At 53.8% G+C, this 25,060-nt stretch carries 23 protein-coding genes; 11 read left to right on the top strand and 12 right to left on the bottom strand.

The window, feature by feature from the left end; translation table 11 throughout:
• The first annotated feature begins 20 nt into the window (after nt 1-20).
• The 3 genes from J7I43_RS09455 (at nt 21) to J7I43_RS09445 (ending at nt 2,395) form a co-directional block, all read left to right on the top strand.
• Entirely contained in the window at nt 21-269 is a 249-nt protein-coding gene (locus tag J7I43_RS09455) for a DUF3098 domain-containing protein (protein WP_209145426.1), read from the top strand.
• Between the two features lie 67 nt (nt 270-336).
• Nucleotides 337-1,131 (top strand): undecaprenyl-diphosphate phosphatase, encoded by a 795-nt coding sequence (locus J7I43_RS09450; protein WP_209145425.1) that lies wholly within the window; start codon nt 337-339, stop codon nt 1,129-1,131.
• A 19-nt stretch (nt 1,132-1,150) separates the two neighbouring features.
• Nucleotides 1,151-2,395: an outer membrane beta-barrel protein gene (locus J7I43_RS09445; protein ID WP_209145424.1), complete on the top strand. Its 1,245-nt coding sequence runs from the start codon at nt 1,151-1,153 to the stop codon at nt 2,393-2,395.
• A gap of 37 nt (nt 2,396-2,432) precedes the next feature.
• On the opposite strand, the gene J7I43_RS09440 is transcribed toward J7I43_RS09445, so the two are convergent.
• Both J7I43_RS09440 and tsaE read right to left on the bottom strand, forming a co-directional pair.
• Nucleotides 2,433-3,650 carry an alanine dehydrogenase gene (locus J7I43_RS09440; protein ID WP_209145423.1) on the bottom strand — a complete coding sequence of 406 codons (1,218 nt, stop codon included), beginning with the start codon at nt 3,648-3,650 and terminating at the stop codon, nt 2,433-2,435.
• Between the two features lie 46 nt (nt 3,651-3,696).
• Complete coding sequence (tsaE, locus tag J7I43_RS09435; RefSeq protein WP_209145422.1) at nt 3,697-4,158, bottom strand: tRNA (adenosine(37)-N6)-threonylcarbamoyltransferase complex ATPase subunit type 1 TsaE; 462 nt, start codon at nt 4,156-4,158, stop codon at nt 3,697-3,699.
• Between the two features lie 246 nt (nt 4,159-4,404).
• Between tsaE and J7I43_RS09430 the strand changes: the two genes are divergently transcribed.
• Genes J7I43_RS09430 through J7I43_RS09420 form a run of 3 tightly spaced genes read left to right on the top strand, consistent with a single transcriptional unit; the run spans nt 4,405 to nt 9,065 of the window.
• Nucleotides 4,405-6,513, top strand: a complete 2,109-nt coding sequence (locus J7I43_RS09430; RefSeq protein ID WP_209145421.1) for a heavy metal translocating P-type ATPase — start codon at nt 4,405-4,407, stop codon at nt 6,511-6,513.
• A gap of 39 nt (nt 6,514-6,552) precedes the next feature.
• Complete coding sequence (locus J7I43_RS09425) at nt 6,553-7,158, top strand: trimeric intracellular cation channel family protein (protein WP_209145420.1); 606 nt, start codon at nt 6,553-6,555, stop codon at nt 7,156-7,158.
• Nucleotides 7,159-7,163: 5 nt separating this feature from the next.
• Nucleotides 7,164-9,065, top strand: a complete 1,902-nt coding sequence (locus J7I43_RS09420) for a RecQ family ATP-dependent DNA helicase (protein ID WP_209145419.1) — start codon at nt 7,164-7,166, stop codon at nt 9,063-9,065.
• On the opposite strand, the gene J7I43_RS09415 is transcribed toward J7I43_RS09420, so the two are convergent.
• The 10 genes from J7I43_RS09415 to J7I43_RS09370 all read right to left on the bottom strand — a co-directional run bounded on the left by J7I43_RS09415 (nt 9,055) and on the right by J7I43_RS09370 (nt 19,700).
• Nucleotides 9,055-10,101: a Gfo/Idh/MocA family oxidoreductase gene (locus J7I43_RS09415; protein ID WP_209145418.1), complete on the bottom strand. Its 1,047-nt coding sequence runs from the start codon at nt 10,099-10,101 to the stop codon at nt 9,055-9,057. The genes J7I43_RS09420 and J7I43_RS09415 overlap by 11 nt on opposite strands.
• A 47-nt stretch (nt 10,102-10,148) precedes the next feature.
• Nucleotides 10,149-11,705 (bottom strand): helicase HerA-like domain-containing protein, encoded by a 1,557-nt coding sequence (locus tag J7I43_RS09410; RefSeq protein WP_209145417.1) that lies wholly within the window; start codon nt 11,703-11,705, stop codon nt 10,149-10,151.
• Nucleotides 11,706-11,738: 33 nt separating this feature from the next.
• On the bottom strand, nt 11,739-12,182 hold the full coding sequence (locus J7I43_RS09405; protein WP_209145416.1) for a hypothetical protein: 444 nt from the start codon (nt 12,180-12,182) through the stop codon (nt 11,739-11,741).
• 26 nt (nt 12,183-12,208) lie between these two features.
• Nucleotides 12,209-13,048, bottom strand: a complete 840-nt coding sequence (locus J7I43_RS09400; protein WP_209145415.1) for an MBL fold metallo-hydrolase — start codon at nt 13,046-13,048, stop codon at nt 12,209-12,211.
• 22 nt (nt 13,049-13,070) lie between these two features.
• Nucleotides 13,071-14,399: an MFS transporter gene (locus J7I43_RS09395; protein WP_209145414.1), complete on the bottom strand. Its 1,329-nt coding sequence runs from the start codon at nt 14,397-14,399 to the stop codon at nt 13,071-13,073.
• A gap of 37 nt (nt 14,400-14,436) precedes the next feature.
• Nucleotides 14,437-15,054, bottom strand: a complete 618-nt coding sequence (locus J7I43_RS09390; protein ID WP_209145413.1) for an ABC transporter ATP-binding protein — start codon at nt 15,052-15,054, stop codon at nt 14,437-14,439.
• Nucleotides 15,038-15,838: an acyl-ACP--UDP-N-acetylglucosamine O-acyltransferase gene (gene lpxA / locus J7I43_RS09385; RefSeq protein WP_209145412.1), complete on the bottom strand. Its 801-nt coding sequence runs from the start codon at nt 15,836-15,838 to the stop codon at nt 15,038-15,040. Before lpxA ends, J7I43_RS09390 begins: the two co-directional genes overlap by 17 nt.
• Before the next feature lie 4 nt (nt 15,839-15,842).
• A complete protein-coding gene (locus J7I43_RS09380) occupies nt 15,843-17,258 on the bottom strand; it encodes a bifunctional UDP-3-O-[3-hydroxymyristoyl] N-acetylglucosamine deacetylase/3-hydroxyacyl-ACP dehydratase (protein WP_209145411.1) in 1,416 nt (471 codons plus the stop codon).
• 67 nt (nt 17,259-17,325) lie between these two features.
• Nucleotides 17,326-18,381: a UDP-3-O-(3-hydroxymyristoyl)glucosamine N-acyltransferase gene (gene lpxD / locus J7I43_RS09375; RefSeq protein WP_209145410.1), complete on the bottom strand. Its 1,056-nt coding sequence runs from the start codon at nt 18,379-18,381 to the stop codon at nt 17,326-17,328.
• An 86-nt stretch (nt 18,382-18,467) separates the two neighbouring features.
• Nucleotides 18,468-19,700 carry an HD domain-containing protein gene (locus J7I43_RS09370; protein WP_209145409.1) on the bottom strand — a complete coding sequence of 411 codons (1,233 nt, stop codon included), beginning with the start codon at nt 19,698-19,700 and terminating at the stop codon, nt 18,468-18,470.
• Nucleotides 19,701-19,962: 262 nt separating this feature from the next.
• Between J7I43_RS09370 and porX the strand changes: the two genes are divergently transcribed.
• The 5 genes from porX (at nt 19,963) to J7I43_RS09345 (ending at nt 24,619) form a co-directional block, all read left to right on the top strand.
• Nucleotides 19,963-21,516 (top strand): T9SS response regulator signal transducer PorX, encoded by a 1,554-nt coding sequence (gene porX, locus J7I43_RS09365; protein WP_209145408.1) that lies wholly within the window; start codon nt 19,963-19,965, stop codon nt 21,514-21,516.
• A 17-nt stretch (nt 21,517-21,533) separates the two neighbouring features.
• Nucleotides 21,534-21,851 (top strand): hypothetical protein, encoded by a 318-nt coding sequence (locus J7I43_RS09360; RefSeq protein WP_209145407.1) that lies wholly within the window; start codon nt 21,534-21,536, stop codon nt 21,849-21,851.
• Nucleotides 21,852-21,857: 6 nt separating this feature from the next.
• Nucleotides 21,858-22,619: an MBL fold metallo-hydrolase gene (locus J7I43_RS09355; RefSeq protein WP_209145406.1), complete on the top strand. Its 762-nt coding sequence runs from the start codon at nt 21,858-21,860 to the stop codon at nt 22,617-22,619.
• A gap of 77 nt (nt 22,620-22,696) precedes the next feature.
• Complete coding sequence (locus J7I43_RS09350) at nt 22,697-23,461, top strand: ComEA family DNA-binding protein (protein WP_209145405.1); 765 nt, start codon at nt 22,697-22,699, stop codon at nt 23,459-23,461.
• A gap of 15 nt (nt 23,462-23,476) precedes the next feature.
• Nucleotides 23,477-24,619 (top strand): acyl-CoA dehydrogenase family protein, encoded by a 1,143-nt coding sequence (locus J7I43_RS09345; RefSeq protein ID WP_209145404.1) that lies wholly within the window; start codon nt 23,477-23,479, stop codon nt 24,617-24,619.
• Nucleotides 24,620-25,060 lie beyond the last annotated feature (441 nt).

Here is a 25,060-nt window from a genome sequence, read left to right as displayed (position 1 = left end):
TCAAAAGTTAACTTACGATAATGGCTAAAGAAATTAAACAGGGCGAACAACAAAGCCTCTTCGGAAAATCCAATTACCAGCTGATGCTGGCCGGCGTTGCGCTGATCGTGATCGGCTTTTTGCTGATGATGGGCGGCAACAGCGACGATCCAAGCCGCTTTTCGCCCGATGAAGTTTACAGCTTCCGCCGCATTACCCTGGCACCCATCGTGATACTGCTCGGCCTCGCCGTGGAAGTATACGCCATCATGCGCAAACCCAAACAATAACCCGGAACGGAAAACATTTCTCATACAGCGATGATCACCTCATCGCTTTTGTTATTTTTTCAGCACCATGAGCACTTTAGAAGCGATTATCATTGCGATTGTAGAAGGACTGACAGAATTCATCCCCGTTTCGTCCACCGGCCACATGATCATAGCCAGCAGCCTGATGGGGATCAATAAAGACGAATTTACCAAACTCTTCGAGGTATGCATCCAGCTGGGCGCGATCCTCGCGGTAGTGGTGCTGTACTGGAAAAAATTCTTCAATTTCAGCAAACCCCAGTTTTACCTGAAACTGTTCCTGGGCGTACTGCCCGCGCTCATTCTCGGCTATCTGCTCGGGGACCAGATAGACAGCCTGCTGGAAAAACCGGAAGTCGTTGGCGCCACGCTGCTGCTCGGCGGTATCGTATTGCTGTATGTAGACAAATGGTTCAATTCTCCCACTATCACCTCTGATGAAGGAATGGACTATTTCAAAGCGATCCGCATCGGCCTGTTCCAGTGCCTCGCGCTGGTGCCCGGCGTAAGCCGCAGCGCCGCCACCATAATCGGCGGCATGCAGCAGAAGCTGACCCGTCATGCCGCGGCCGAATTTTCCTTTTTCCTGGCGGTGCCCACCATGGCCGCCGCCACCGGTTACAAACTGTTAAAGCACCGCGATCTTCTCCTCAGCTCCGGCGAAAATCTCAAACTGCTGGCGATCGGCAACATCGTGGCGTTTATCGTGGCGATGCTCGCTATCAAGTTCTTTATCGGCGCTTTGCAGAAGTTCGGCTTCAAAATGTGGGGTTACTACCGTATTGTCGTTGGTATCATCATCCTGGCGGCCTTTTTTATGGGCTACCGGATGGAAGCATAAAAACGGAAAAAATTAATACATGCGATTCCTGTACCTTACCTGTGCCTGTTTGGTGGCAACGTTATCCCTTTCCGCCCAGCAAAATTTCATTCCCGGTACCGTTACGTTCCCGAACGGAGACAGCGCCCGCGGCCTGATCGATTACCGCAAGTGGGATAAAAGCCCGCTGCAGATCGTTTTCCGCGACGGCGGCGGCGCCGAAAAGACTTATAAACCCGAAGATATCAAAGGTTTCCGCGTAGCGGAGAACGAAGAAAGTTATCTTTCCATCAACGCCAGGATGGACGTTACAAAAGAAACCGTAGACGTTCTTTCCGATTCCCGGGAAAGGGATTGGGTTTCCGGCGCGTTTTTTTTCCGCGTGCTCATGAACGGCCCCGTGAAACTCCTGGTGTACGCGGACCGTAACAGCCGCGAGCATTTCGCCGTGGTGGAGAAAGACAGCGTTACCCAGCTCGTGAAAAAGGTGGTGTATGTTCACGACCAGGATTCCCCGGACTACAGCAAACTGATGACGCATTATTTCTACCGGCAGCAACTGGCGAACATCGCCGGGAAATGTGTGGCGCAGCAAAAAGTACTGCGGCTGGATTATTCTGAAAAGGATATCCGGAAAATACTGCAACAGTATGTTACCTGCCGGTACCCGGGCGAACAGGTGACGCTTCGCAAGGAAGACCGGCAAACGAAAGCTACCTTCGGCGTGATGGCGGGCGGCAGCATGAACTTCATCCGGTTCACCGGCGATCATCCGCTTGCCAGGGGCAAATACGACCCGACATTTTCACCCGTGGCCGGCATTTTTCTGGACATCCCGATTTCCCGCAACCGCCAGAAATTTTCATGGAACAACGAGGTGGTGTACACGAGCCGCCCCATGTCATCCTCGTTCATGCGCAGCGGTCTCCATTACGAAGCCGACATCGACCTGCAATACATACAAATACAAACGCTGGTAAAATACACTTACCCGAAAGGCAAGCTGCGGCCCTACGCCAACGTTGGCGTGGCCGGCGCGATCTCGATCGGTGGTAAAGACGAACTGAGAAGGATCGTTGAGAACAGTTCTTTTACGCCGGAGCCCGAAAAAGCGCTGGACGGCGGCAGGGAATTTTTTCTCCCGGTGCTGACAGGCGTGGGTGTGCGTTATGAAAAACTGCACGCGGAATTGCGATATACGTTCCCGCATAACATCAGCCCGTTCCTGGCGTTGAACTCCCATGTGATGAGCCTGCAATTGCTGGTGAGGTATACGTTGTTTTGATTGTACCAACGACGAGGAAAAAAACCGTCCTGACGGGCTACCCCTTCACCGCCAGCAACAACTCCAGATCGGTGTACTTCAATTTGAATTTTTCGCTGAGATGATAATTGGTGAGCGCGCCTTTATAAAGGTAAATACCGTTGCGCACGCCGCGTTTGATCCATACCAGGTTCTCGAAACCGCCGTCGTCGGCCGCTTCCAGCAGGAGGGGCATTAAGACGTTGCTGATGGCCTGCGACGCAGTGCCGGCGAAACCCGAAGGGATGTTGGGCACGCAGTAATGGATCACGTCGTATTTTTTGAAAACGGGGTTTTCGTGGGTGGTTACCTCGGAAGTTTCGAAACAGCCGCCGCGGTCGATGCTTACGTCTACGATCACCGAGCCGGCTTTCATATTGCTCACCATGCTTTCCGACACTACAATGGGGGTTCTGCCGCTTTGCGAGGAAAGGGCGCCCACCGCAACGTCTGCATTCCGCAGCTGCTCCGCCAGCACTTTAGGCTGGATAACGGAAGTGAATACACGTACGCCGATATTGTTCTGCAGCCTTTTGAGCTTGTAGATGTTGTTGTCGAACACTTTTACGGACGAGCCCAGCGCCAGCGCCGTACGCGCCGCGAATTCCCCCACGATGCCCGCGCCGATGATCACCACCTTGGTGGGAGGGATGCCCGTAACGCCGCCCAGCAGGATGCCTTTGCCCTTGTTCGAATTGCTGAGATACTGCCCGGCAATGAGCATCACCGCGCCGCCCGCTATTTCGCTCATGGCCCGCACGATGGGATATGTGCCGGAATCGTCTTTCAGGTTCTCGAAAGACAGCAGCGTGATGCGTTTGTCCATCATCTTCTGCAGCTGTTCGGCCTTCAACACGGACAAATGAATGGGCGAGATAACGATCTGGTGAGGGTGCAGCAGTTCTATCTCTTCGTCATTAAGCGGGGCTGATTTTACGATGATGTCGGCTTTGAATACCTCCTTTTTATCGTACACGATCTCCGCACCGGCTTCGGAATAATCCGTATCGTAGAAGTGGGAACCGTCGCCGGCTTTATGCTCTACGACTATGTGATGGCCGTTGTTGCTGAGAATGCTGACGGCATCGGGCGTTAACGCAATGCGGCTTTCCTGGAAGGAAGTTTCTTTGGGGATACCAATGAACAACCTCGAGTTTTTCAGGGGTATGTCCAGCGTTTCTTCCAAAGGGGAATATGTAAATCCGGCACTCACGACAGTTTTTTGCCTTGGCTCCATAATCGTAGAAAATTGAGTGTGTTAGGTGCTTCCAAAGATACATTTATTATTGCAGCGACGGCGTAAATTCCCCCGGGTCGGCCGATCCGGCGACGAGTTTCCTGCGCTGGTCCGCCGTTACGGACAGGTATACATACACCGTGTCCTGCGGCAGCAACGGCGCCACCACATCGGGCCATTCCACGAAACAGATGGCGTCCGGATGGTACAGACAGTCTTCCACGCCTGCTTCTATCGCTTCTTCCAGGCTTTTGAGACGGTAAAGGTCCAGGTGGTAGATGAGTTTTTCCCGGTTCCGCGCGTCCGTATACCGGTATTCGTTGATAATGGAAAAAGTGGGGCTGGCGGTGGAATCTTCCACGCCTTTGGCGGAGCAGAGCGCTTTTACGAAAGTGGTTTTTCCCACGCCCATTTCGCCATTCATCGCAAAGACCTGCTCGCTGGCATAAGTTTCCCAAAATTGGCGGGCGGTTTCCGGCAGCTCCGCATGTGAAAATGTGATCCTCATACGCTGTATCCCTGGTATAAGCCATAAAATTAGCAATTCCCTCCCATTATCCCGCTGCGCCTCACCGAAAAAGCACGGGTGTTGCAATAATAGTTCCCCTTCCCCGTAAGCCGCTCCCATAGCCGGAAACGTTCCGCCCCGGGCCGTAAAAAGCACCGCCGTTGCAATAAAATCACTCCTTTTCAAAGGCCGTATGTGGTAATTTTGCACTGCATCCGGTTAACCCCCCGAATAATCAGATAAGCGATGGAAACGATCAGTTGCAAGGTAAAAGGGATGAACTGCTCCAGCTGCGCCCTTACCATTTCCAAATACCTCGAGAAAAAAGGCATGGAAGATGTGGCCATCAGCGTAGCCACGGAGGAATTGCGCTTTAACGTTCCCCAGGGCGCCAACGCCGGGGAGATCATCAACGGTATCAACAGCCTGGGCTATGAAGTTGTGCTCCCCGACCAGGGCGGCGCCACGAAGCCTTTTTATACCACCCTTACGTTTAAGTTCTGGTTCTGCCTCGTATTCACGGCGCCTTTGCTGCTGCATATGTGGGTGAACTGGCACTGGCTGCACAATGCCTGGGTGCAATTGGCGCTTACCCTGCCGGTATACATCGCCGGCATGCTGCATTTCGGCCGTAGCGCCTTCCGGTCGCTGAAGAACGGGATGGCGAACATGGACGTGCTCGTTACCCTGGGCGCCACCGCCGCATTCCTGTACAGCCTTACCGGTACGCTGATGAACATGGGTGCGGATTATCTTTTTTATGAAACCGCCGCCGCCATTCTCACCCTGGTGTTTTTGGGCAACCTCCTGGAGGAAAGGTCCGTCAAATCCACGACCACCGCTATTGCCGAGCTTGCCAAAATGCAGCATACGGCAGCAAAAAAGATACATGTGAACGAAAAAGGGGAAGAACATATCGACGAGGTAGACAACAGCGCGCTGCGTGTAGGCGACCGGGTACTGGTCAACACCGGAGACAAGATCCCCATGGATGGCACTATTTACTGGGGCAGCGGCCATGTGAACGAATCGATGATCACCGGTGAAAGCGAGCCGGTGTCAAAAAATGAAAAGGAAAAAGTGATCGGCGGCACGCTTCTGGACAACGGCAGTATCAAAATGTACATAACGGCCACGGGGAAAGACACGGTGCTGTCTTACATCATCGAACTGGTAAAACAGGCCCAGCACAACAAACCGCCCATGCAAAAACTGGCGGACAGGATCAGCGGTATTTTCGTGCCCGTGGTGCTGGGCATCGCCCTGCTTACTTTCCTGGGCTGGTATTTTATCGGCGGCACCCCGCTGGACGTTGCCATCATGCGCAGTGTAGCCGTGCTGGTGATCGCCTGCCCCTGCGCGATGGGCCTTGCCACGCCCGCAGCCGTGATGGTGGGCCTGGGCCGCGCCGCGCGCAACGGCATCCTCATCAAAGGCGCCAATACGCTGGAATCTTTCCGCAATATCCGCCAGATCGTGTTCGACAAAACGGGCACGCTTACCACGGGCAAATTGCAGATCGGGGAATGGAAAGCCATCGGGATGGAAAACGAAACCTTCCGCTCGCTGGTGTACAGCCTCGAAAAATATTCTTCCCACCCCATTGCCCGCTCGCTGGCCACCGCCTGGAAAGGCGTTCCGGAAACCCCGTTGCAGCAGGTGCGCGAACATAAAGGCACCGGCATGGCGGCTAAAGACAAAGAAGGCAACGAATGGAGGCTGGGATCTTACATCATGGCGAAAGAGGCGACCACAGACGATACACATAGCATCTACCTGCTGCGCAACGGTATGCTCGCCGGCTGGATCGATTTTATCGACGAGCTGCGGCCCGAAGCCCAAAAAGTGATCGCCGAACTGAAACAGAACGGCATCCGCACCATTCTTCTCAGCGGCGACATGCGGCGCAAATGCGAACAGCTGGCGGGAGAGCTGGGTATCGATGAGGTGTTCGCCGAACAATCACCGCAGCAAAAACTGCAAAAGATCGACCAGCTGATGCAGCACGCGCCCACCGCCATGGTGGGAGACGGCATCAACGACGCGCCCGCGCTGGCAAAAGCCACCATCGGCATATCGCTCAGCGATTCCACGCAGGTGGCCATGCAAAGCGCAAACGTGATCCTGCTCAACAATCACCTCGGCGCGCTGCCGCTGGCGATGGGCCTCGGCAAACATACTTACCTCACCATCAAACAGAACCTTTTCTGGGCGTTCATCTACAACGTGGTGGCCATTCCCGTCGCGGCGCTGGGTTTTCTTAACCCGATCGTGGGCGCGCTCGTGATGGGGCTTTCGGACGTGGTGCTGGCGATTAATTCCGTTCGTCTCCGCTTCAAAAACGTAAGCCATTAAAATTTGTCGTTAATTCGTATATCATAACCGGTTGACTGAATGATATACTGGCTAGACCTTTTCGGTACCTGCGTTTTCGCCATGTCTGGCGCTCTCGCGGCCTGGGACAAAAAAATGTACCACGATATTTTTGGCGTGAGCTTCACCGCCTTCGTTACTTCCATCGGCGGCGGCACTATGCGCGACCTCATCCTGGGTGTACGCCCGGTGTGGGTGGGAGACGGTAATTACATCATCGCCATCGGCACAGGCGTACTGATCACCATTTTATTCCGCGCGCGGCTGCTGCGTTTCCGTCGTTCCATCTTTTTCTTCGATACGGTGGGCATCGGTTTTTATACCGTCATCGGTTTGCAGAAAGCGCTGCTTTACGGCGTGCATCCCTGGGCAGCGGTGATCCTCGGCATGATCTCCGCCATTTTCGGCGGGGTGATAAGGGACATGATGGTGAACGAGATCCCGCTCATCTTCAGCCGGCAGATCTACGCCACGGCCTGTCTTGCGGGCGCAGCTTTGTACATCGGGCTGCGGCATCTCGGGGTAGACGGCGACTGGAACATGATCGCGAGTATCCTGCTGGTGATCGGCATCCGGCTCACCGCGCTGAAAAAAGGCTGGTCGTTACCCTATTTACAGAAACATTAAACGAAATGGTTTCCGCGCTTTCCATATTACATCGCTTCTGGGGTTACCAGCAGTTCAGGCCTTTGCAGGACGAGATCGTTGCGTCCGTTGCCGGCGGCCGGGATACGTTGGCGCTGTTGCCGACCGGCGGCGGAAAATCCATCTGTTTCCAGGTGCCGGCCATGATGAACGACGGGCTTTGCCTTGTAGTTACACCGCTGATCGCGCTGATGAAAGACCAGGTGGAAAACCTTAACAAACGCGGCATCCCGGCCTTCGCCATTTACGCCGGCATGCAGGCCCGCGACGTGGAAAAAGTGCTGGCGCTGGCGCGCGAAGGGGAGATCAAATTCCTGTACGTGTCCCCGGAAAGACTGCAAAGCCGCCGTTTTCTCTGGTATTGCGAAGTGCTGCCGGTGAAACTGATCGCGGTAGACGAAGCGCACTGTATCTCCCAATGGGGCTACGATTTCAGGCCGGCCTACCTGCAGGTCGCATCCATCCGCGAACAATTCCCCGACGCGCCCGTACTCGCGCTCACGGCCACCGCCACGCCAAAAGTGAAGGAAGACATCTGCGCAAAGCTCAACCTTCGCAACCCCGCCGTGTTCGTAAAAAGTTTTGCGCGGGCGAATCTTTCCTACAGCGTGTCTGAAGGCGAAAACAAACTCACCCGCATCCAGCAGATCCTGGACCGTGTGCCTGGCGCCGCCATCGTGTATTGCCGCAACCGGCGGCAAACGAAAGAAGTGGCCGGCCATTTGTCCGCCCGCGGCATCACCGCAAGTTATTACCACGCGGGCCTTTCCGGCGCCGAACGTTCCGCCCGCCAGGAAGCCTGGATCAAAAACGACATCCGCGTGATGGTATGCACCAATGCCTTCGGCATGGGTATCGACAAACCGGACGTGCGCCTCGTGATCCACGACGCGCCGCCCGAAAGCATCGAAGCATATTACCAGGAAGCAGGCCGCGCGGGCCGCGACGAACAGAAAGCTTATGCCGTAATGTTGTATTCCGAACGGGACATCTCCGAAATGGAAGCCCGCATCCCGCTGCAGTTCCCGTCGCTGGACGAGATCCGCGAAGTGTTCCAGGCGGTGGTCAATTTTTTGCAGGTGCCTAAAGGCACGGAAGGCGTGTATTACGACTTCGACATCAATGAATTTGTAAAACGTTTTTCGCTCAATATCACCACCGCGCTCAGCGTGCTGCGCATCCTGGAACAGGAGGGCGTCTGGCAGCTCAGCGAAAGCGTATACCTCCCTTCGAAAGTGGAATTCGTGACCGGCCGCGAAAGAATGGACGAATATGAAACGGCCAATCCTTCCATGGAGCCCCTCATCAAAACACTGTTGCGCACTTACGAAGGCATCCTCGAAAACCCGGTGCCCATATTCGAAAAACAGGTGGCGCGGCTGATGCGGATAGACGAGCAGGACGTGATCCACGACCTTCAGCTATTGCACCGGCAGGCGATCATCCGGTATTACCCGCGTAAAGACAATCCGCAGCTGAATTTCCTCGAAGAACGCGTCAGCGCGCAGTTCCTGCAGGTAAATATGGCGCGGGTGGAGGCGCGGAAAAAAGTGATGGAAAGGCGCATCGCGGCCATTGCCGCCTACGCGCGCAACAGCAATACCTGCCGCACGCAGCAGCTGGTGGCCTATTTTGGAGAGCAAAACGCGCAGCCCTGCGGCGTTTGCGACGTATGCGTGAAAAAATCGAAAAGAGAAATCAAACCGGGAGAGTTTGGCGAACTGGCTGCGGTTATCGTGGAAGCCCTGCGGGAGAAAGGAACCGTGCAGGCGCTGGTAGACCGTGTAGATGCGGAGGAAAGCAGGGTGTTGGCCACCCTGCAGTTCCTGATCGCAGAAGGTATCGTGCTGCGTGACGCAGACGGCATGCTCTCCGCCGTTAAAGGTTGATCACGCGGCCCTCTTCGCTGCTTTTGAAAACAGCTTCAATTACTTTTACAACATTCAGCCCGTCTTCCGGCGTTACGGGGTTGGGTTTGTTTTCGCGCAGCGCAGCGTAAATGCCCTGGTAATAGTCCAGGTAGTTGCCGTTGCCGCCGGGCAGGTATTCTTTTACGGTTTTGCCGTCGATCTCCGTATGCAATAATCCCCATTCGTTGGGCGCTTCAGCGCCCCAATCCGGCGTATCGGGCAGCACGCCTTTCATGAGCAGGGCTTCCTGGATGTCTGACTTCGATTTGATGAAAGAACCTTTGCGGCCGTGCAGGATGTAGGCGGGAAGCGCTTCACGCACCAGGTAGCTGGATTTGAGGCGCACGCGCAGGGTGTCGTAATACATCAGCATTTCGAAATAATCGTCTACCACGGAACCTTTGCGGATGATGCGCACATCGCCGAACACGGCTTTGGGCATGCCGAAAATGGTGAGCGCCTGGTCGATGAGGTGCGAGCCGAGGTCGTACAGGCAGCCCGTTCCCGGCTGCGCTACTTCTTTATGCGCTTTGTAGCTCAGCTCTTCCTTGAAACGGTCGTAGTGAAATTCCACTTCCAGGATGTCGCCCAGCAGCCCGTCGTTCACCACTTTCCGGACGATCTTGTAGTCGCTGTCGTAACGGCGGTTCTGGTACACGCTCAGCAGCAGCTTTTTCGAAGCGGCAAGCTGAATCAGCTCTTCGCCTTCGGCGGAAGTAACGGTGAAAGGTTTCTCCACGATCACGTTCTTCCCCGCCATCAGCGCGGCTTTTGCGTATTCGTAATGCGTGTAGTTCGGGGTGTTCACCACGATCAGTTCAAGGTTCGGGTCTTTGAACAATGACTGTACGTCCGGGTATATTTTTACGTACGGGTAACGCTGCTGCGTAAGATGTTTGCTGCGTTCCACTACGGCGGTAAGCTCAAAGCCCGGGTGCACGTGAATGAACGGCGCATGGAAAGCGTAGCCGCTGTGGCCGTAGGAACATAAACCTGTTTTGATCGGTGCTGACATATCTTGAATTATTTTTTCGGATTTCCTTCGTTATCGAAAAGCTGTGATTAAAACCAGCTGCTTTTCTTTCTGCTTTTCCCGCCAAGGCCCAGCGCGCCCAGCAGGCTGCGCGTGATCATGTTAGCGGCGGTTCGGCCGGCCTGTCTTGCCGCGGAGCTGGTCATGATCGTTTCCAGGAGGCCTTTTTCTTCCTTCGCCCTTCCTTTTTTGGCGGGTGCTTCCTCTTCTTCGGCTTTGGTGCGTTCCGCCGCTTCTTCCAGCTTGGCGGTGAGGATCTCGTAAGCGCTTTGGCTGTCTACCTCGGTGTTATATTTTTTGACGAGTTTGGAATCGTTTACCAGCGCTTCCAGTTCCGCATCGGTGAGCACGTCCATCCTGGAACGGGGGCTGGTGAGCATGGTGGCGGCGAGCGGGGTAGGTGTGCCTTTTTCGCTGAGGCAGGTCACCAGCGCTTCCCCGATGCCGATCTGCGTGAGCAGCTCGTCTGTTTTGTAGAAATCGGAGAGGGGATAGTTTTCCGCCGTTTGTTTGATGGCCTTGCGGTCGTTGGCCGTGAACGCGCGTAAAGCGTGCTGTACTTTCAGGCCCAGTTGTCCCAGCACGGAAGCTGGCACGTCCATCGGGTTTTGCGTGCAGAAAAAGATGCCCACGCCTTTGGAACGGATCAGTTTGATGATGGTCTCGATCTGCTGCAGCAGCGCGTCGCTGGCTTCCTGGAAGATCAGGTGCGCCTCGTCGATGAACATCACCAGTTTCGGTTTGTCCATATCGCCTTCTTCCGGCAGCGTGGCGTACAGTTCGGCCAGCAGGCTGAGCATGAAGGTGGAAAAGAGTTTCGGGCGGTCTTGTATGTCCGTTACGCGCACGATGGAAATTTTCCCACGCCCGTCGTCGCCGATATGCATCAGGTCGTCTACCTCGAACGATTTTTCGCCGAAGAACACCGTGCCACCCTGCTGTTCCAGCTCGATCACTTTGCGGAGAATGGTGCCGGTGGAAGTGGTGGATATTTTGCCGTAATCTTTTTCCAGTTCCTTTTTTCCTTCGTCGCTCACGTACTGCAATACTTTTTTGAAGTCTTTCAGGTCGAGCAGCGGCAGTTTGTTGTCGTCGCAGTATTTGAAGATCATGGCTACCAGGCCGGCCTGCGTATCGTTCAGCTCCAGTATTTTGGAAAGCAGCACGGGGCCGAACTCCGTAACGGTGGCCCGGAGGCGCACGCCTTTTTCGTGGCTGAGGCTCAGCAGCTCCACCGGGTAGGCCGCGGGCGACCATGTGCCGCCGATCTTCGCATACCGTTCCTCTATCTTCGCGTTGGAAGCACCCGCTGCGGCAATGCCGCTAAGGTCTCCCTTGATGTCCATCAGCATCACGGGCACGCTGGCGTCGCTGAGCCCTTCGGCGATCACCTGCAGGGTTTTGGTTTTGCCGGTACCGGTGGCGCCGGCGATCAAACCATGACGGTTGAGGGTTTTGAGCGGGAGGAACACGTCCGCGCCCGTTATCACTTCACCGTTCAGCATGGCGCAGCCCAATTTAAAATGTTCGCCTTTGAACGTATAGCCGTTTTTGATGTATTCGAGAAATGCTTCCTGGTTAGCCATGTGGATAGATTTTCAGTAGATCAATATAGGGAACTATTCTTCTTTCAGCAATGTTTTAGCGCCTTTGATGGAGCTTGCCATCAGGTCGTGCACATCGGAGATCTTCTTTTTTTCGGCTTCGAGATAGGCTTTTTTCTCGGCGGCCGTCTTGTCTTTCAGTTCCATGTCGTAGCCATGCATCCAGGCATCCATCGCGGCATTGGCGCTGTCCAGCAAACGGCCGGCGGTGGCGTAGGCGGCTGTGTCGGCCTTTTTGGCGGCAAGACTGTCTTTCACTTCCTCCACGCGGGTTTTCAGCCTGCGGATGGCCATCGTTTGGGCCATGCCTTCGTCGTGAATGCCCATCACCACGGCGGAAAGGGAATCTATTTCGAGGGAATCGGCGAGGGCGGCTTTGCTCGCCGTTGTGTTGCCGCCGCAGGCTGCGAGGGCCATGGCCACGGCTACGGGCAGAATACGTAAGAATGATTGCTGCATGGTTAAATGTTTTATGGGTGAATAAATTACAATGCGTTTAAGGGAAACGATTCTTTCATCCGGATGCCTTTTTCGGTGCTTTGCAGCGTGCAGCATTCGAGGTTCGGGTCATGCTCGAAATACAGCACATATTGCCGCTCGTTGGCCTCCATGAGAAAACGTTTCTTTTCCTCGAGGGTGGTGAGCGGGAACATATCGTAAGCCATCACGTAAGGCAGCGGGATGTGCCCGGCGGAGGGCAGCAGGTCGGCCATGTATACCAGGGTACGACCGTTGTAACGGATCTCGGGCAACATCATGGCGTCGGTATGACCGAAAGCGAAACGCACGCGCATGTGATCGGTAAACGCTACACCGTCTTTCTGCTCCACGAATTTCAGCTGCCCGCTTTGCTGGATGGGCAGGATATTTTCTTTCAGGAAAGAGGCTTTTTCGCGGTCGTTGGGATTGGTGGCCCATTTCCAGTGCGCTTCGTTGCTCCAGTAAGTGGCGTTTCTGAAAGCGGGCAGGAGTTTGTCGCCCTGCCGCTCGATGCTGCCGCCGCAATGGTCGAAATGCAGGTGGGTGAGGAATACGTCGGTGATATCATCGCGGTGATAGCCGAGGTTTTTCAGCGATTTGTCGAGCGTATCGTCGCCATGGAGGTAATAATGACTGAAGAACTTATCGTCCTGTTTATTGCCGATGCCGTTATCGATCAGGATGAGGCGGTTATTGTCTTCGAGCAGCAGGCAGCGCATGGCCCAGGTGCACAGGTTGTTTTCGTCGGGCGGGTTCAGTTTCTGCCAGATAGATTTGGGCACTACGCCGAACATGGCGCCGCCGTCCAGTTTAAAAAGGCCGGTGTTGATGGTGTGTAGTTGCATCTGTTCAAATTTGCCGTGGCGGTTATGCCCGGTTTTCGAACGCGGGCGCCTGCGGTTTTCCGTTTGCTAATCTACGTTGTTTCTGCAAAGCAGAAAAAAGCCAGATGAGGCCGATCGTGAAAAATCCGATCAATACGAGCACGGAAGTGCGCATATTGTTGGTCATATGCTCGATGTAACCGAAGCTGAACACGCCGATGGCGATCGCCATTTTTTCGGTAACGTCGTAATAGGAGAAAAAAGAAGCCGTGTCCCGTGTTTCGGGGATCAGTTTGGCGTAAGTGGAGCGGCTCAGCGACTGGATGCCGCCCATTACCAGGCCCACGGCCATGGCCAGGATGTAAAACTGCGTTTCGGTGGTGATATAATACGCGTTGATGCACACGCCGATCCACAGCAGCACGGTGGCGATCAGCACTTTAAAGTTGCCGAAGCGGCCGGAAAGCCGCGCCATTCCCCAGGCGCCAACGATAGCCACCAATTGGATCAGCACCACGCAGATGATAAGGTTGGTGGATTCCATTTTCAGTTCCACGGAAGCGAAAATAACGGCCACCATCATCACGGTCTGTACGCCCATGCTGTAAAAGAAAAACGCGCGGAGGAAACGTTTCAGCACCGGCATCACCCTTACCTGTGCGTACACTTTTTTCAGCTCCACGAACCCGTCTTTGAACACGCTGCCGGTATGATCGCTGATGGCGGGTTTAGAGGCGGGAAGGCGTTTAAAGGTGACCTGCGCGAAACCGAACCACCAGATGCCTACGAGCAGGAAAGTGATCTGCACGGCCATTCCTTCGCTCACGCCGAGCGCGCCGTGAAGTGTTACCAGTGCAAAACCGATCAGCTGCATCAGCACGCTGCCGAGGTAACCGAAGGAAAACCCGCGTGCGCTCACGCGGTCCTGGTATTCGGGCGCGGCGATTTCGGGGAGATAAGAATTATAAAACACAAGTCCGCCCCAGAAACCAATGGCCGCCAGCATCACGGAAAGCATGGACAATTCCAGCGGCAGGTTCGGGAAAAGAAACAGGGAAGAGCATGCAAGCGCGCCCGTGTAACAGAAGAAACGGAGGAAATTCTTTTTATTGCCCCTCGTGTCCGCGATGGAAGAGAGAATGGGAAGACTGATCGCGATAATGAGATAGGCGGCGGAAAGCACGTAGTCGTACAGCACGGAGTTTTTCAGGGTGCCGCCGAGAAATTCCACATCGTCGCCACCGAATTTGCTGCGGGTAACGCCGAGGTAAAAAATAGGGAAAAACGTGGTAGTGATAACGAGGTTATACACTGAATTGGCCCAGTCGTACATGGCCCAGCCATTCACTACTTTTTTGTTTGGAATGCTCATAGGGAATTTTTAGTATTCACATGAATGAATAAATGTACTACTTATAATCGCTGATCTGTATACGTTCCCTGCAAAATCCGTATTCCGCTTCGTCGTTAGAGCTTACGATCACGAGCCGGTTGCCGCAGTGGTCGCGTACGAGCTGCTGGTACAGCGCAATGCCGGGGGCATCCAGGTTGGTGCAAGGCTCGTCGAGGAGCAGCACCGGTACATCGGAGAAAATGGCCAGGGCGAGGCGGGCGCGCTGTTTCATCCCGGAGGAAAAATTGCGCACCTGTTTATGCCAGGCTTTGTCGAGCCCGACGAGGCCCGCAATATCTCGGCCGGTATAGCCGGGCAGGAAAGATTTGAAATGGAGATGGAAATCGAAACATTCCTGCAGGGTAAATTCTTCCACCAGCTCCAGGTAAGGGGCTACAATGGCGCAATGGCGGAAGAACCGGTCCTGTGGAAGCACCTGGTCGTTGAAGAGGTATTGCAACTCTCCTTCGCTGTGGTGATGATGGCCGCTTACGATCTGCAGCAAAGTGGATTTGCCGGACCCGTTCGGCCCGAGAATGGCGTAATGGCCCGTACCGGAAAATGTATAGGTAAAACGACGGAAAACCCAGTCGTAGTTGAACCGCTTGCCTACCTGGTTAAGCGAGATCGTCATTCGCCCTGGTGCTGTACCCTCTCATGATGCCGCGGCCGGAATCGCGGATAAAGGAGAGTATTTCGTCCCTTTCGTCCGTGGCCGGGAATTCGGCTTCAATGATGCGGATGGCCTTGGAAATATTGTTGCCTTTTACGAAAAGTATCCGGTAAATGTCCAGGATGTGGTTGATCTTGTCCAGCGAAAAACCGCGGCGTTTGAGACCGATGGAGTTTACGCCCACATAGGAGAGGGGTTCTCTGGCCGCTTTCACGTAGGGAGGTACGTCTTTCCGCACCAGCGAGCCGCCGGTTACGAAGGCGTGGTTGCCGATCTTGCAGAACTGCTGAACGGCTACCATTCCGGCCAGCACTACGTGATCGCCCACGGTGATGTGGCCCGCGAGGGTGGTGTTGTTGGAAAAAACGCAGTAATTGCCCACGGTGCAGTCGTGCGCAATATGGCTGTAGGCCATGATGAGGCAGTTGTTGCCGATGGAGGTTTTCCAGCGGTCTTTGGTGCCCCTGTTCACGGTGACGTATTCGCGGATGGTGGTGTTGTTGCCGATCTCGACGGTAGTATCTTCCCCTTCGAACTTAAGGTCCTGCGGGATGGCGGCGATAACGGCGCCGGGGAAGATGCGGCAGTTTTTGCCGATGCGTGCCCCTTCCATCACGGTCACGTTGGAACCGATCCAGGTGCCTTCGCCTATTTCGACATTTTTATGAATAACGGTGAACGGATCGATCTTTACGTTGGGCGCAACTTTGGCGTCCGGATGAATGTATGTGAGCGGGTGAATCATGCTGTTATTTTCCTTCGCGTTTTACAATTTGAGCAACCATGTCGGCTTCGGTGCAAACTTTATTGCCTACGAACGCCGTTCCTCTCATTTCCACCAGACCTCTGCGGATGGGGCTGAGCAGCTCCATCTTCAACACCATCGTATCGCCGGGCAATACTTTCTGTTTGAATTTACAGTTATCGATCTTCAGGAAATAGGTATCATAGTTCTCAGGGTCTGGCATAGGGTTCAGTGCGAGGATGCCGCCTACCTGCGCAAGGGCTTCGCAGATCAGCACGCCCGGCATTACCGGGTTCCCGGGGAAGTGCCCCTGGAAGATCTGTTCGTTGAAAGTCACATTTTTCACGCCCACTACGCGGGTGTCGCTCAGTTCAATGATTTTATCCACCAGCAGCATCGGGTAACGGTGCGGCATGGTGCGCACGATCCGGTTGATATCATAGATCGGCGGCTGATTAGGATCGTAAATGGGTACGTCCTTGTTGTGTTTGTTCTTTTTGATGTACGCCTTGATCTTGCGGGCGAATTCCACGTTGGAAGCGTGGCCCGGGCGGTTGGCGATAATGTGCGCCTTGATCGGGTAACCGATCAGGGCAAGGTCTCCCACGATGTCGAGCAGCTTGTGGCGCGCCGGTTCGTTGGGGAAGTGCAGTTCCGCGTTGTTCAGGATGCCTTCGCGCTGCTGCACCGCTATCTCTTCACGGTCGAAAGCCTTGGCCAGGCGTTTCAGCTCGTCAGGAGACACGGCCCTGTCTACCACCACGATGGCGTTGTTGATATCGCCGCCTTTAATGAGGTTGTTCGCCAGCAAGTATTCCAGCTCGTGCAGGAATACGAAGGTGCGGCAGGGGGCGATCTCTTTTTTGAAGTCGTCGAGGCTCTTCAGGTTGGCGTGTTGCGTGCCCAGCACCTGCGAGTTGAAGTCGATCATGGCCGTGATGCGGTAATCCACCGCGGGGAGGGCCACCATTTCCACTTTTTTGACCTCGTCGTAATAATTGATATTGGTGTCTATGGAATACCAGATCTTTTTGGCGTCCTGCTCCTGGATGCCCACTTCCTCGATCACTTCGATGAAAGGCATGGAGCTGCCGTCCATAATGGGGATCTCGGGGCCGTTCAGCTCGATCAGCACATTGTCTACCCCTTTGCCCACGAGCGCGGCGAGAATGTGCTCCACGGTGCTTACGCGGGCGCCGTTGTGCTCGAGGGTGGTACCGCGCGCGGTGTCTACCACATAGTCCACGTCCGCTTTTACAATCGGCTGATCGGGAAGGTCTATGCGTTGAAATTTGATCCCGAAGCCAGGCATCGCCGGCTTGAGCGTCATATTCACATGAGCGCCTGTGTGCAAACCAACTCCCGATATGGTTACGGGGCCCTGCAGGGTTTGTTGGTTCTGTTGCTGAGTATCCATCATTATTGCTTCTTATTCAATGCGTTAAAACTCCTTTCTCTCGGTGGAACAGTACCGCGGGAAACCCTTCCTATACGCCGGCTTTTTCGGCCAGCAGTTGTTTTACCATGTCCTCCAGTTCTTTGACCCGCTTTTCAAGGTCGGGCAAATTTCTAAAAATTGCCTGACTTTTCAGTGAACTTTTATAATCGTAAGCCGGGGAACCCGTTAAAGACGTGTTGGGAGCGGTTATTGATTTTGAAAGACCGCTCTGGGCGTTGATTTTCGTGCCGTCCGCGATCTGGATGTGGCCAACGATGCCCACCTGCCCGCCGATCACGCAGTTCTTCCCGATCTTGGTGCTGCCCGAAACGCCGGTTTGCGCCGCAATCACGGTACTGTTGCCGATCTCCACGTTGTGGGCGATCTGGATCAGGTTGTCCAGCTTCACGCCGGAATGGATCACGGTAGATCCCATGGTGGCCCGGTCGATGGTGGTATTGGCGCCGATCTCCACGTCGTCGTGGATGATCACGTTGCCCACCTGGGGCACTTTTTTATAAGTACCGTCCGCCTGCGGCGCAAAGCCGAAGCCGTCTCCGCCGATCACGCAACCGGCGTGGAGAATTACGCGCTGGCCCACCACGCAGTTGTCGTATACTTTCACGCCGGGGTACAGCACGGTGCCGTTGCCGATCTTCACATTATCGCCGAGATATACGCCGGGGTAGATCTTCACATTGTCGCCCAGCGCCACGTTTTCGCCGAGGTAGGCGAAAGCGCCGATAAACACGTTCAGCCCCATTTTTACGGTGGCGGGCACGTGGGAAGGCTGCTGGATACCGGTTTTAGCCCCTGCACCGACCATTTGCTGGTATTTCTCAAGCAGCAGGGCGAAAGCGCTGTACGCGTCCTTTACGCGGATGAGCGTGGGCTTGATGGCCCCCTCGATCTCCAGCGTATCGTTGACGATCAGGATAGACGCCTGGGTGGTATAAATGAACTCCTCGTATTTGGGATTGGCGATGAAGCTCAGCATACCATCTCCCGCCTCTTCGATCTTGGCGATATTGTGCACCTTCACTTCCGGGTCTCCTTCCAGCTTCCCGTTCAGTATGGTTGCCAGCTGTAATGCGCTAAATTGCATAATTATAAGTTGAAATGTTACCTTCCAGGCCGTCTCTGGATTATATAAATGTATTCCCTAACATGTTGCGTCCGTATAAAACGTTGTCAAGCCTGGAATTTTGGATGACAAATGTAGAATTTTTTTATCGGTCTTGCCAAAGTATGCGATACAAGGGCATTGTCGATAGAAGAAATATCCCGCACCTGTCCGTCCTTAAACAGGATGTTGATTTTTTCGTCGTCTGCATCGTAGGCTTTGAGGCTGGCGGTATCCGTAAATACGAGGTAATCCGCTTCCTCTTCCGTCAATTCCCAGCGTTTACGAACCTGCTCCCGAAGATCCGCCACCAGCCCCGTTTCAAACGGCTTGTCGCTGAGTTGGACCTTAAAAAGCTCCCGGTTTACCAGCCAGCCGCAAAGGAGGCTGAGCGTTTTGTCCGGGTGGCGGGCCCATACTTTAATGGCCCCCATAATATCATAGTCATCTAATAAACAGAACTCTCCCAGGCATTCCCGCCCTTCTTCAAACTCCCTCCGCCCGATGCGGTTGTACAGGAAATACCGAAGTGCGGGCGATGCGAACAGCTCCACGCCCTTGCCGGCCAGCATTTTGGCCCTGTGCAGCACTTTCACCAGCATACTTTCCGCCGCCAGTACGGTTTTGTGAAGGTATACCTGCCAGTACATCAGCCGCCGCGCCACAATGAACTTTTCAATGGAATAGATGCCCTTTTCCTCCACCATCAGCTCCCCTCCGTGAACCGTCAGCATCTTGATGATCCGGTCGTAGCTGATCACCCCTTCGGATACGCCGGTATAAAAACTGTCCCTGCTCAGGTAATCCATCCTGTCCACGTCCAGCTGGCTGGAAACCAGCTGATGAAGGAATTTTTTCGGGTACCGGTTGTTAAATATCTCCAGCGTGAGGTCCAGGGCGCCGTTCATTTCCCGGTTAAGGGTCTGCATCAGCAGCTGCGAGATCTCCTCGTGCGACACGCCTTCCACCAGGGTATGCTCTAAAGCATGGGAATAAGGCCCATGCCCTATATCATGCAATAATATCGCCATTTTAGCGGCCACTTCCTCGTCTTCCGTAATCATAACGCCCTTTCCCCTGAGTTCGATCAACGCGCAGCTCATCAGGTGATAAGCGCCCATGCTGTGATGAAAACGCGTATGCATCGCGCCCGGGTATACCAGGTGTGCAAGCGCCATCTGGTGAATGCGCCGCAGGCGCTGGTAATACGGATGCGATATGAGGCTGAAAATCAATGGATGATCGATGGTAATGAACCCGTACACCGGGTCGTTCACGATCTTGCGTTTTCGGTCAGTCATTCGGCTTTTTTATGAACAATCGGTACAAATCTACACCATTGAAGGTAACTTTTCCGATTGCAAGGTATTACGTGACAGTCGATAATTTAACAAAATTTTTAATACACTGACGCACGCCAAGGTCTTTACCCCCATTCAAATCATGCCGGCGGGTACGATTTTTGACCAATTTCAAATAAATAGCAATAAATCATAAATATATTCGTAATTCGTAATTGACAACCCCGGGGGGCATCCTGTCAATTCATATCAATCGTTCAGCATGAGCCAAATCAACATACTTTGGGTAGATGACGAGATCGAATCGCTCAAATCCCAGATCATCTTCCTCGAAAACAAAGGTTATAAAGTTTCAGCCCTTACCAATGGATACGACGCCCTCGAATTTCTCAAGGACAATATCGTGGACGTAGTGCTGCTCGACGAATCCATGCCCGGCATCACCGGCCTGGAAACCCTCGGGAAAATAAAGGAGATGGACCAGCAGATACCCGTGGTGATGATCACCAAAAACGAGGCGGAAAACGTGATGGACGAAGCCATCGGCTCGCAGATCACCGATTATCTCATCAAGCCGGTAAATCCAAACCAGGTACTGCTGAGCCTCAAAAAGATCATCGACAACAAAAGACTGGTGGCTGAAAAGACCACCACGGCCTACCAGCAGCAGTTCCGCACGCTGTTTATGGCGCTGAACGACAACCCAAACCATGACGAATGGGCCGATATCTATAAAAAACTCGTGTACTGGGAAATGGAAATGAGCAAAAGCGACGCGCCCGAAATGCTCGAAGTGCTGCACTCGCAGAAAGCCGAGGCCAATACCGAGTTTGCCAAATTCATCAGCCGCCACTACGGCAGCTGGATGCAGCCGAAAGCGACGGACGCGCCGGTGATGAGCCACACACTTTTCAGCAAAAAAGTAGTGCCCCAGCTCGATCCGTCCATGCCGAACTTTTTTATCCTCATCGACAACCTGCGGTACGACCAGTGGAAATCCATCCAGCCGATATTCGGCGAGTCGTTCAGGATGGTGGATGAAGATACTTTTTACAGCATTCTTCCCACTTCCACCCAATACAGCCGCAATGCCATATTCGCAGGGATGCTGCCGGTAGACATCGAAACGAAATTCCCGCAGGAATGGAAGAACGACGATGAAGAAGGAGGGAAGAACCTGTACGAGGAAGCGTTTTTCGCCGCACAGCTCGCCCGGCTGAAGATGGACCCGCGGTTCAGTTATACGAAAGTGGTGAACCATGCGGACGGGCAGCATTTGGTGAATAACATGCACAACCTGCTGAATTACCCGCTCAACGTGATCGTATACAACTTCGTAGACATGCTCAGCCATGCGCGCACGGAAATGGAAGTGCTCAAAGAGCTGGCGGGCGACGAGATCTCGTACCGCTCCATCACGGCCAGCTGGTTCGAGCACAGCCCGCTGCACCAGGCGCTGAAAAGGCTGGCGGATAAAAAGATCAACCTGATCATCGCCACGGACCATGGCAGCGTGCGCGTAAAAACGCCCGTAAAAGTGATCGGCGATAAACAAACCACCACCAACCTGCGTTACAAACACGGGCGCAACCTGAACTACGATCCGAAAGAAGTGCTGGCCTTCCGCGACCCGCGCGAAGCGGGGCTGCCGAAGCCGAATGTCAATTCTTCTTATATCTTTGCCCGCGAAGACGGCTATCTTTGCTATCCCAATAATTATAATTATTTCGTGAACTATTACCGCAATACCTTCCAGCACGGCGGTATTTCCCTCGAGGAAATGATCGTGCCGGTAGCGAGAATGGTCAGCAAATAAGAAAAAAAGGAGACAATATGAATCTGAAGAGTACGCCCAACAACCTGGCGAAGCTGGAGAAGATATTCGAGGAGGCGAAATACATTTTGCGGTACGAAAAAGGCACCTTCAATTCCGGCTACTGCGTGCTGGAGCACAAAAAAGTGGTGGTGATCAATAAATTCCTGAATGTGGAAGGGCGCATCAACACGCTGATGGACATTCTTCCTTCCATTAACCTGGAAGAAGGTTTCCTGACGCCGGAAAGCCAGAAACTATACCGCCAGGTGCTCGACAGCAAAGACGCTGAAGCCGCCGCCGGAGAAACGCCTACCTCCGAACCCGAAACAGAATAAGCAGCCGTGAAAGTTACTTTCCTTGGAACGGGAACCTCCCAGGGCGTGCCGGTGATCGCCTGCCCCTGCAACGTTTGCGCCTCGGCGGACGCGCGGGACAAACGCCTGCGCAGCAGCATTCTCATCCAGTCCGAAGCAGGCAATATCGTGGTAGACACCACGCCCGATTTCCGCTACCAGATGCTCCGGGCAAAAGTAAAACGCCTCGATGCCGTGGTGATCACGCATTCGCATAAAGACCATATCGCCGGGATGGACGACATCCGCGCGTTCAATTATTTCCAGCAGCAGCCCATCGATATTTACGCTTCGGATTATTCGCAGAACGTGATCATCCGCGAGTTTTCATACGCTTTCGCGGATTTCAAATACCCGGGCATTCCCGAAATGAACCTGCGCACCATCCTCGACGATCCTTTCACCATCAACGGCCTCACGTTCATTCCCATAAACGTGCTGCATCATAAAATGCCCGTGCTGGGCTTCCGCTTCGGCGACTTCACCTACATTACCGACGCCAACTACATTGCGCCGGAGGAAAAAGAAAAGATACGCGGCTCAAAAGTACTTGTGCTCAACGCGCTGCGCCGCGAAAAACATATCTCGCATTTCACGCTCGACGAAGCGATCGCGTTGGGCAAAGAACTGGAAGTGCCGCAGGTGTATTTCACGCATATCAGCCACCAGCTTGGTTTGCATGCGGAGGTAGATCCTACGTTGCCCAAGGGCATGGCGCTGGCGTACGATGGTTTGGAAGTGGAATTGTGATGATAATTTTTTTCCGCCGAAAATTTTTTCCGTTCAATAATTAATCAGACATTCGGTATACATCAATACCATTGTTTGTGCCGAGCCCGTTTTTTGAATTTTCCCGCAAGGAGCGATGGGGGATCGCGTGTTTGTTAAGCCTGACCGTTCTCCTGTATTTTTTACCTTCAGCCTGGCAGGTTGTTTTCCGTTCGCCGCCCATGGCGGACACGGCGGGATTGAGCCGTGTTGCCGCGGAAGTGGCCGCTTTGATAGAAGCGGAACGGGAAGCCGCTGAACTGCAATACCGCGCGAAGTGGCGGGACAGCGGCCGGAATAAGCCCTGGAAAAACCGGAAGGACCGTCGCGGGGAAAGGCAGTATACACAAAGGTTTCAGTGGGACAGCAGCCGTTACAAAAAGACGTTCTTTTATAAGAACAACGAACATTTTCGCAAGCCCATTCAGGAAGTGGATATCAACGCCGCAGATTCCGCGCAATGGGAGCGGTTGCCAGGCATCGGGCCAACGCTCGCAAAGAGGATTGTGGGCTTCCGCGAGCGGCTCGGGGGCTTTTATGCTACCGCCCAGGTGGGGGAAGTGTATGGATTGGCGGACTCCGTATTTAAAAAAATTCAACCGTTCCTGCGACTGGGTGATGTTTCTCTAAGAAAGATCAGTCTCAACGATACAGATGAAAAATCTTTAGCCCTCCATCCATACATCAACACGAATATGGCCCGTGTGATCGTACGTTATCGCAGTGCCCATGGGCCTTTCAGGGCGGTGGAAGCGCTTCACGGCCTTGCTTTGGTAGATGATTCCATTTATCGTAAAATTGAAAAATACTTAACGGTCAACTAAACCCAATTTCAGGTTATGAACTTTCAGCCCACGGACATGCAACAACAGATCGCCCAGGTGATCCGGGATTTCGGTAAGGCTCACATCCAGCCGCACGTGCTGGAATGGGACGAAGAGCAGGTATTTCCTACTGAACTTTTCAAGAAAATGGGAGAGCTCGGCCTCATGGGCGTGCTGGTGCCCGAACAGTACGGGGGCTCCGGCCTCGGTTATCTCGAATACGTAACGGTCGTGAGCGAGATCGCGCGGTTCTGCGGTGCCATAGGCCTCAGCGTGGCCGCGCATAATTCGTTGTGCACCGGCCACATCCTGCAATTCGGCAACGAAGAACAAAAACAGGAATATCTTCCCAAACTCGCCACCGCCGAATGGATCGGCGCCTGGGGCCTCACCGAGCCCAACACCGGCTCCGATGCCATGAACATGAAATGCGTGGCGAAAAAAGAGGGAGACGAATGGGTGATCAACGGTACCAAATCCTGGATCACGCACGGCAAAAGCGGCGATGTAGCCGTAGTGATCGCGCGTACCGGCGAAGTGCGGGACAGCCGGGGCATGAGCGCTTTCGTAGTGGAACGCGGCACGCCCGGTTTCAGCGGCGGCAAAAAGGAGAATAAACTCGGCATGCGCGCTTCCGAAACCGCGGAAATGATCTTCGACAATTGCCGCATTCCCTCCGCCAATCTCCTCGGCGAAGAAGGCGAAGGTTTCATACAGTCCATGAAAGTGCTCGACGGCGGCCGCATTTCCATCGCAGCGCTGTCGCTCGGCATCGCGAAAGGCGCGTACGACGCCGCGTTGAAATATTCCAAGGAACGTTACCAGTTCGATCAGCCGATCGCCAATTTCCAGGGCGTGTCGTTTAAACTCGCAGATATGGCTACACAGATCATGGCGGCCGAACTGCTCACCATGCAGGCGGCGGATATGAAAAACAAAAAACTGCCCATGACCAAACAGGCCGCCATGGCGAAATACTACGCGTCCGAGATCGCCGTGTCCGCCGCTAACGACGCCGTTCAGATCTTTGGCGGGTATGGTTATACGAAAGATTTCCCGGTGGAAAAATTTTACCGCGACGCCAAACTCTGCACCATCGGTGAAGGCACTTCCGAGATACAGAAGATCGTGATCGCAAGGGAAGCGCTGAAACAGTAACGTTTCACATCCAGCAGCAAACAACAGTGGTCAAATAAAGAGAGGGTGTATCAAAAACTGATACACCCTCTTGTTTATAGGCCGGTAAGGAAAAAGACTTACGGACGGTTGTAGAACTCCAGCCGGCCGAATTTTCAAGCAAATGTTTGCATCGCATATTCGGGGCGCATGCGTTTCGATGACGTAGGCATTGCATAGCTGCAACCTATGGTTTTTACATTAAGTAAAACGGCGACGTGTCCGGATCAAATTTTACATACGATGTTCATTAACTTTTTTTGGTAAAAGTTTTCTGACGTGTGCTGGGCGATAGCCGCAATGGCAGGCTTTACTGCGATGAAGTTTTAAGCGCGCATGACAAATTTGTTCGAATATCCGTGTATTTTTGCAATCGTTTGCATTCGGCATCCAAACTGTGCTAAGGTTAAGGTGTTTAGCCAA

Source organism: Chitinophaga chungangae (assembly GCF_017742215.1).
In the GTDB taxonomy this organism is placed as follows: domain Bacteria; phylum Bacteroidota; class Bacteroidia; order Chitinophagales; family Chitinophagaceae; genus Chitinophaga; species Chitinophaga chungangae.
This window is presented reverse-complemented; position numbering and strand designations above follow the sequence as displayed.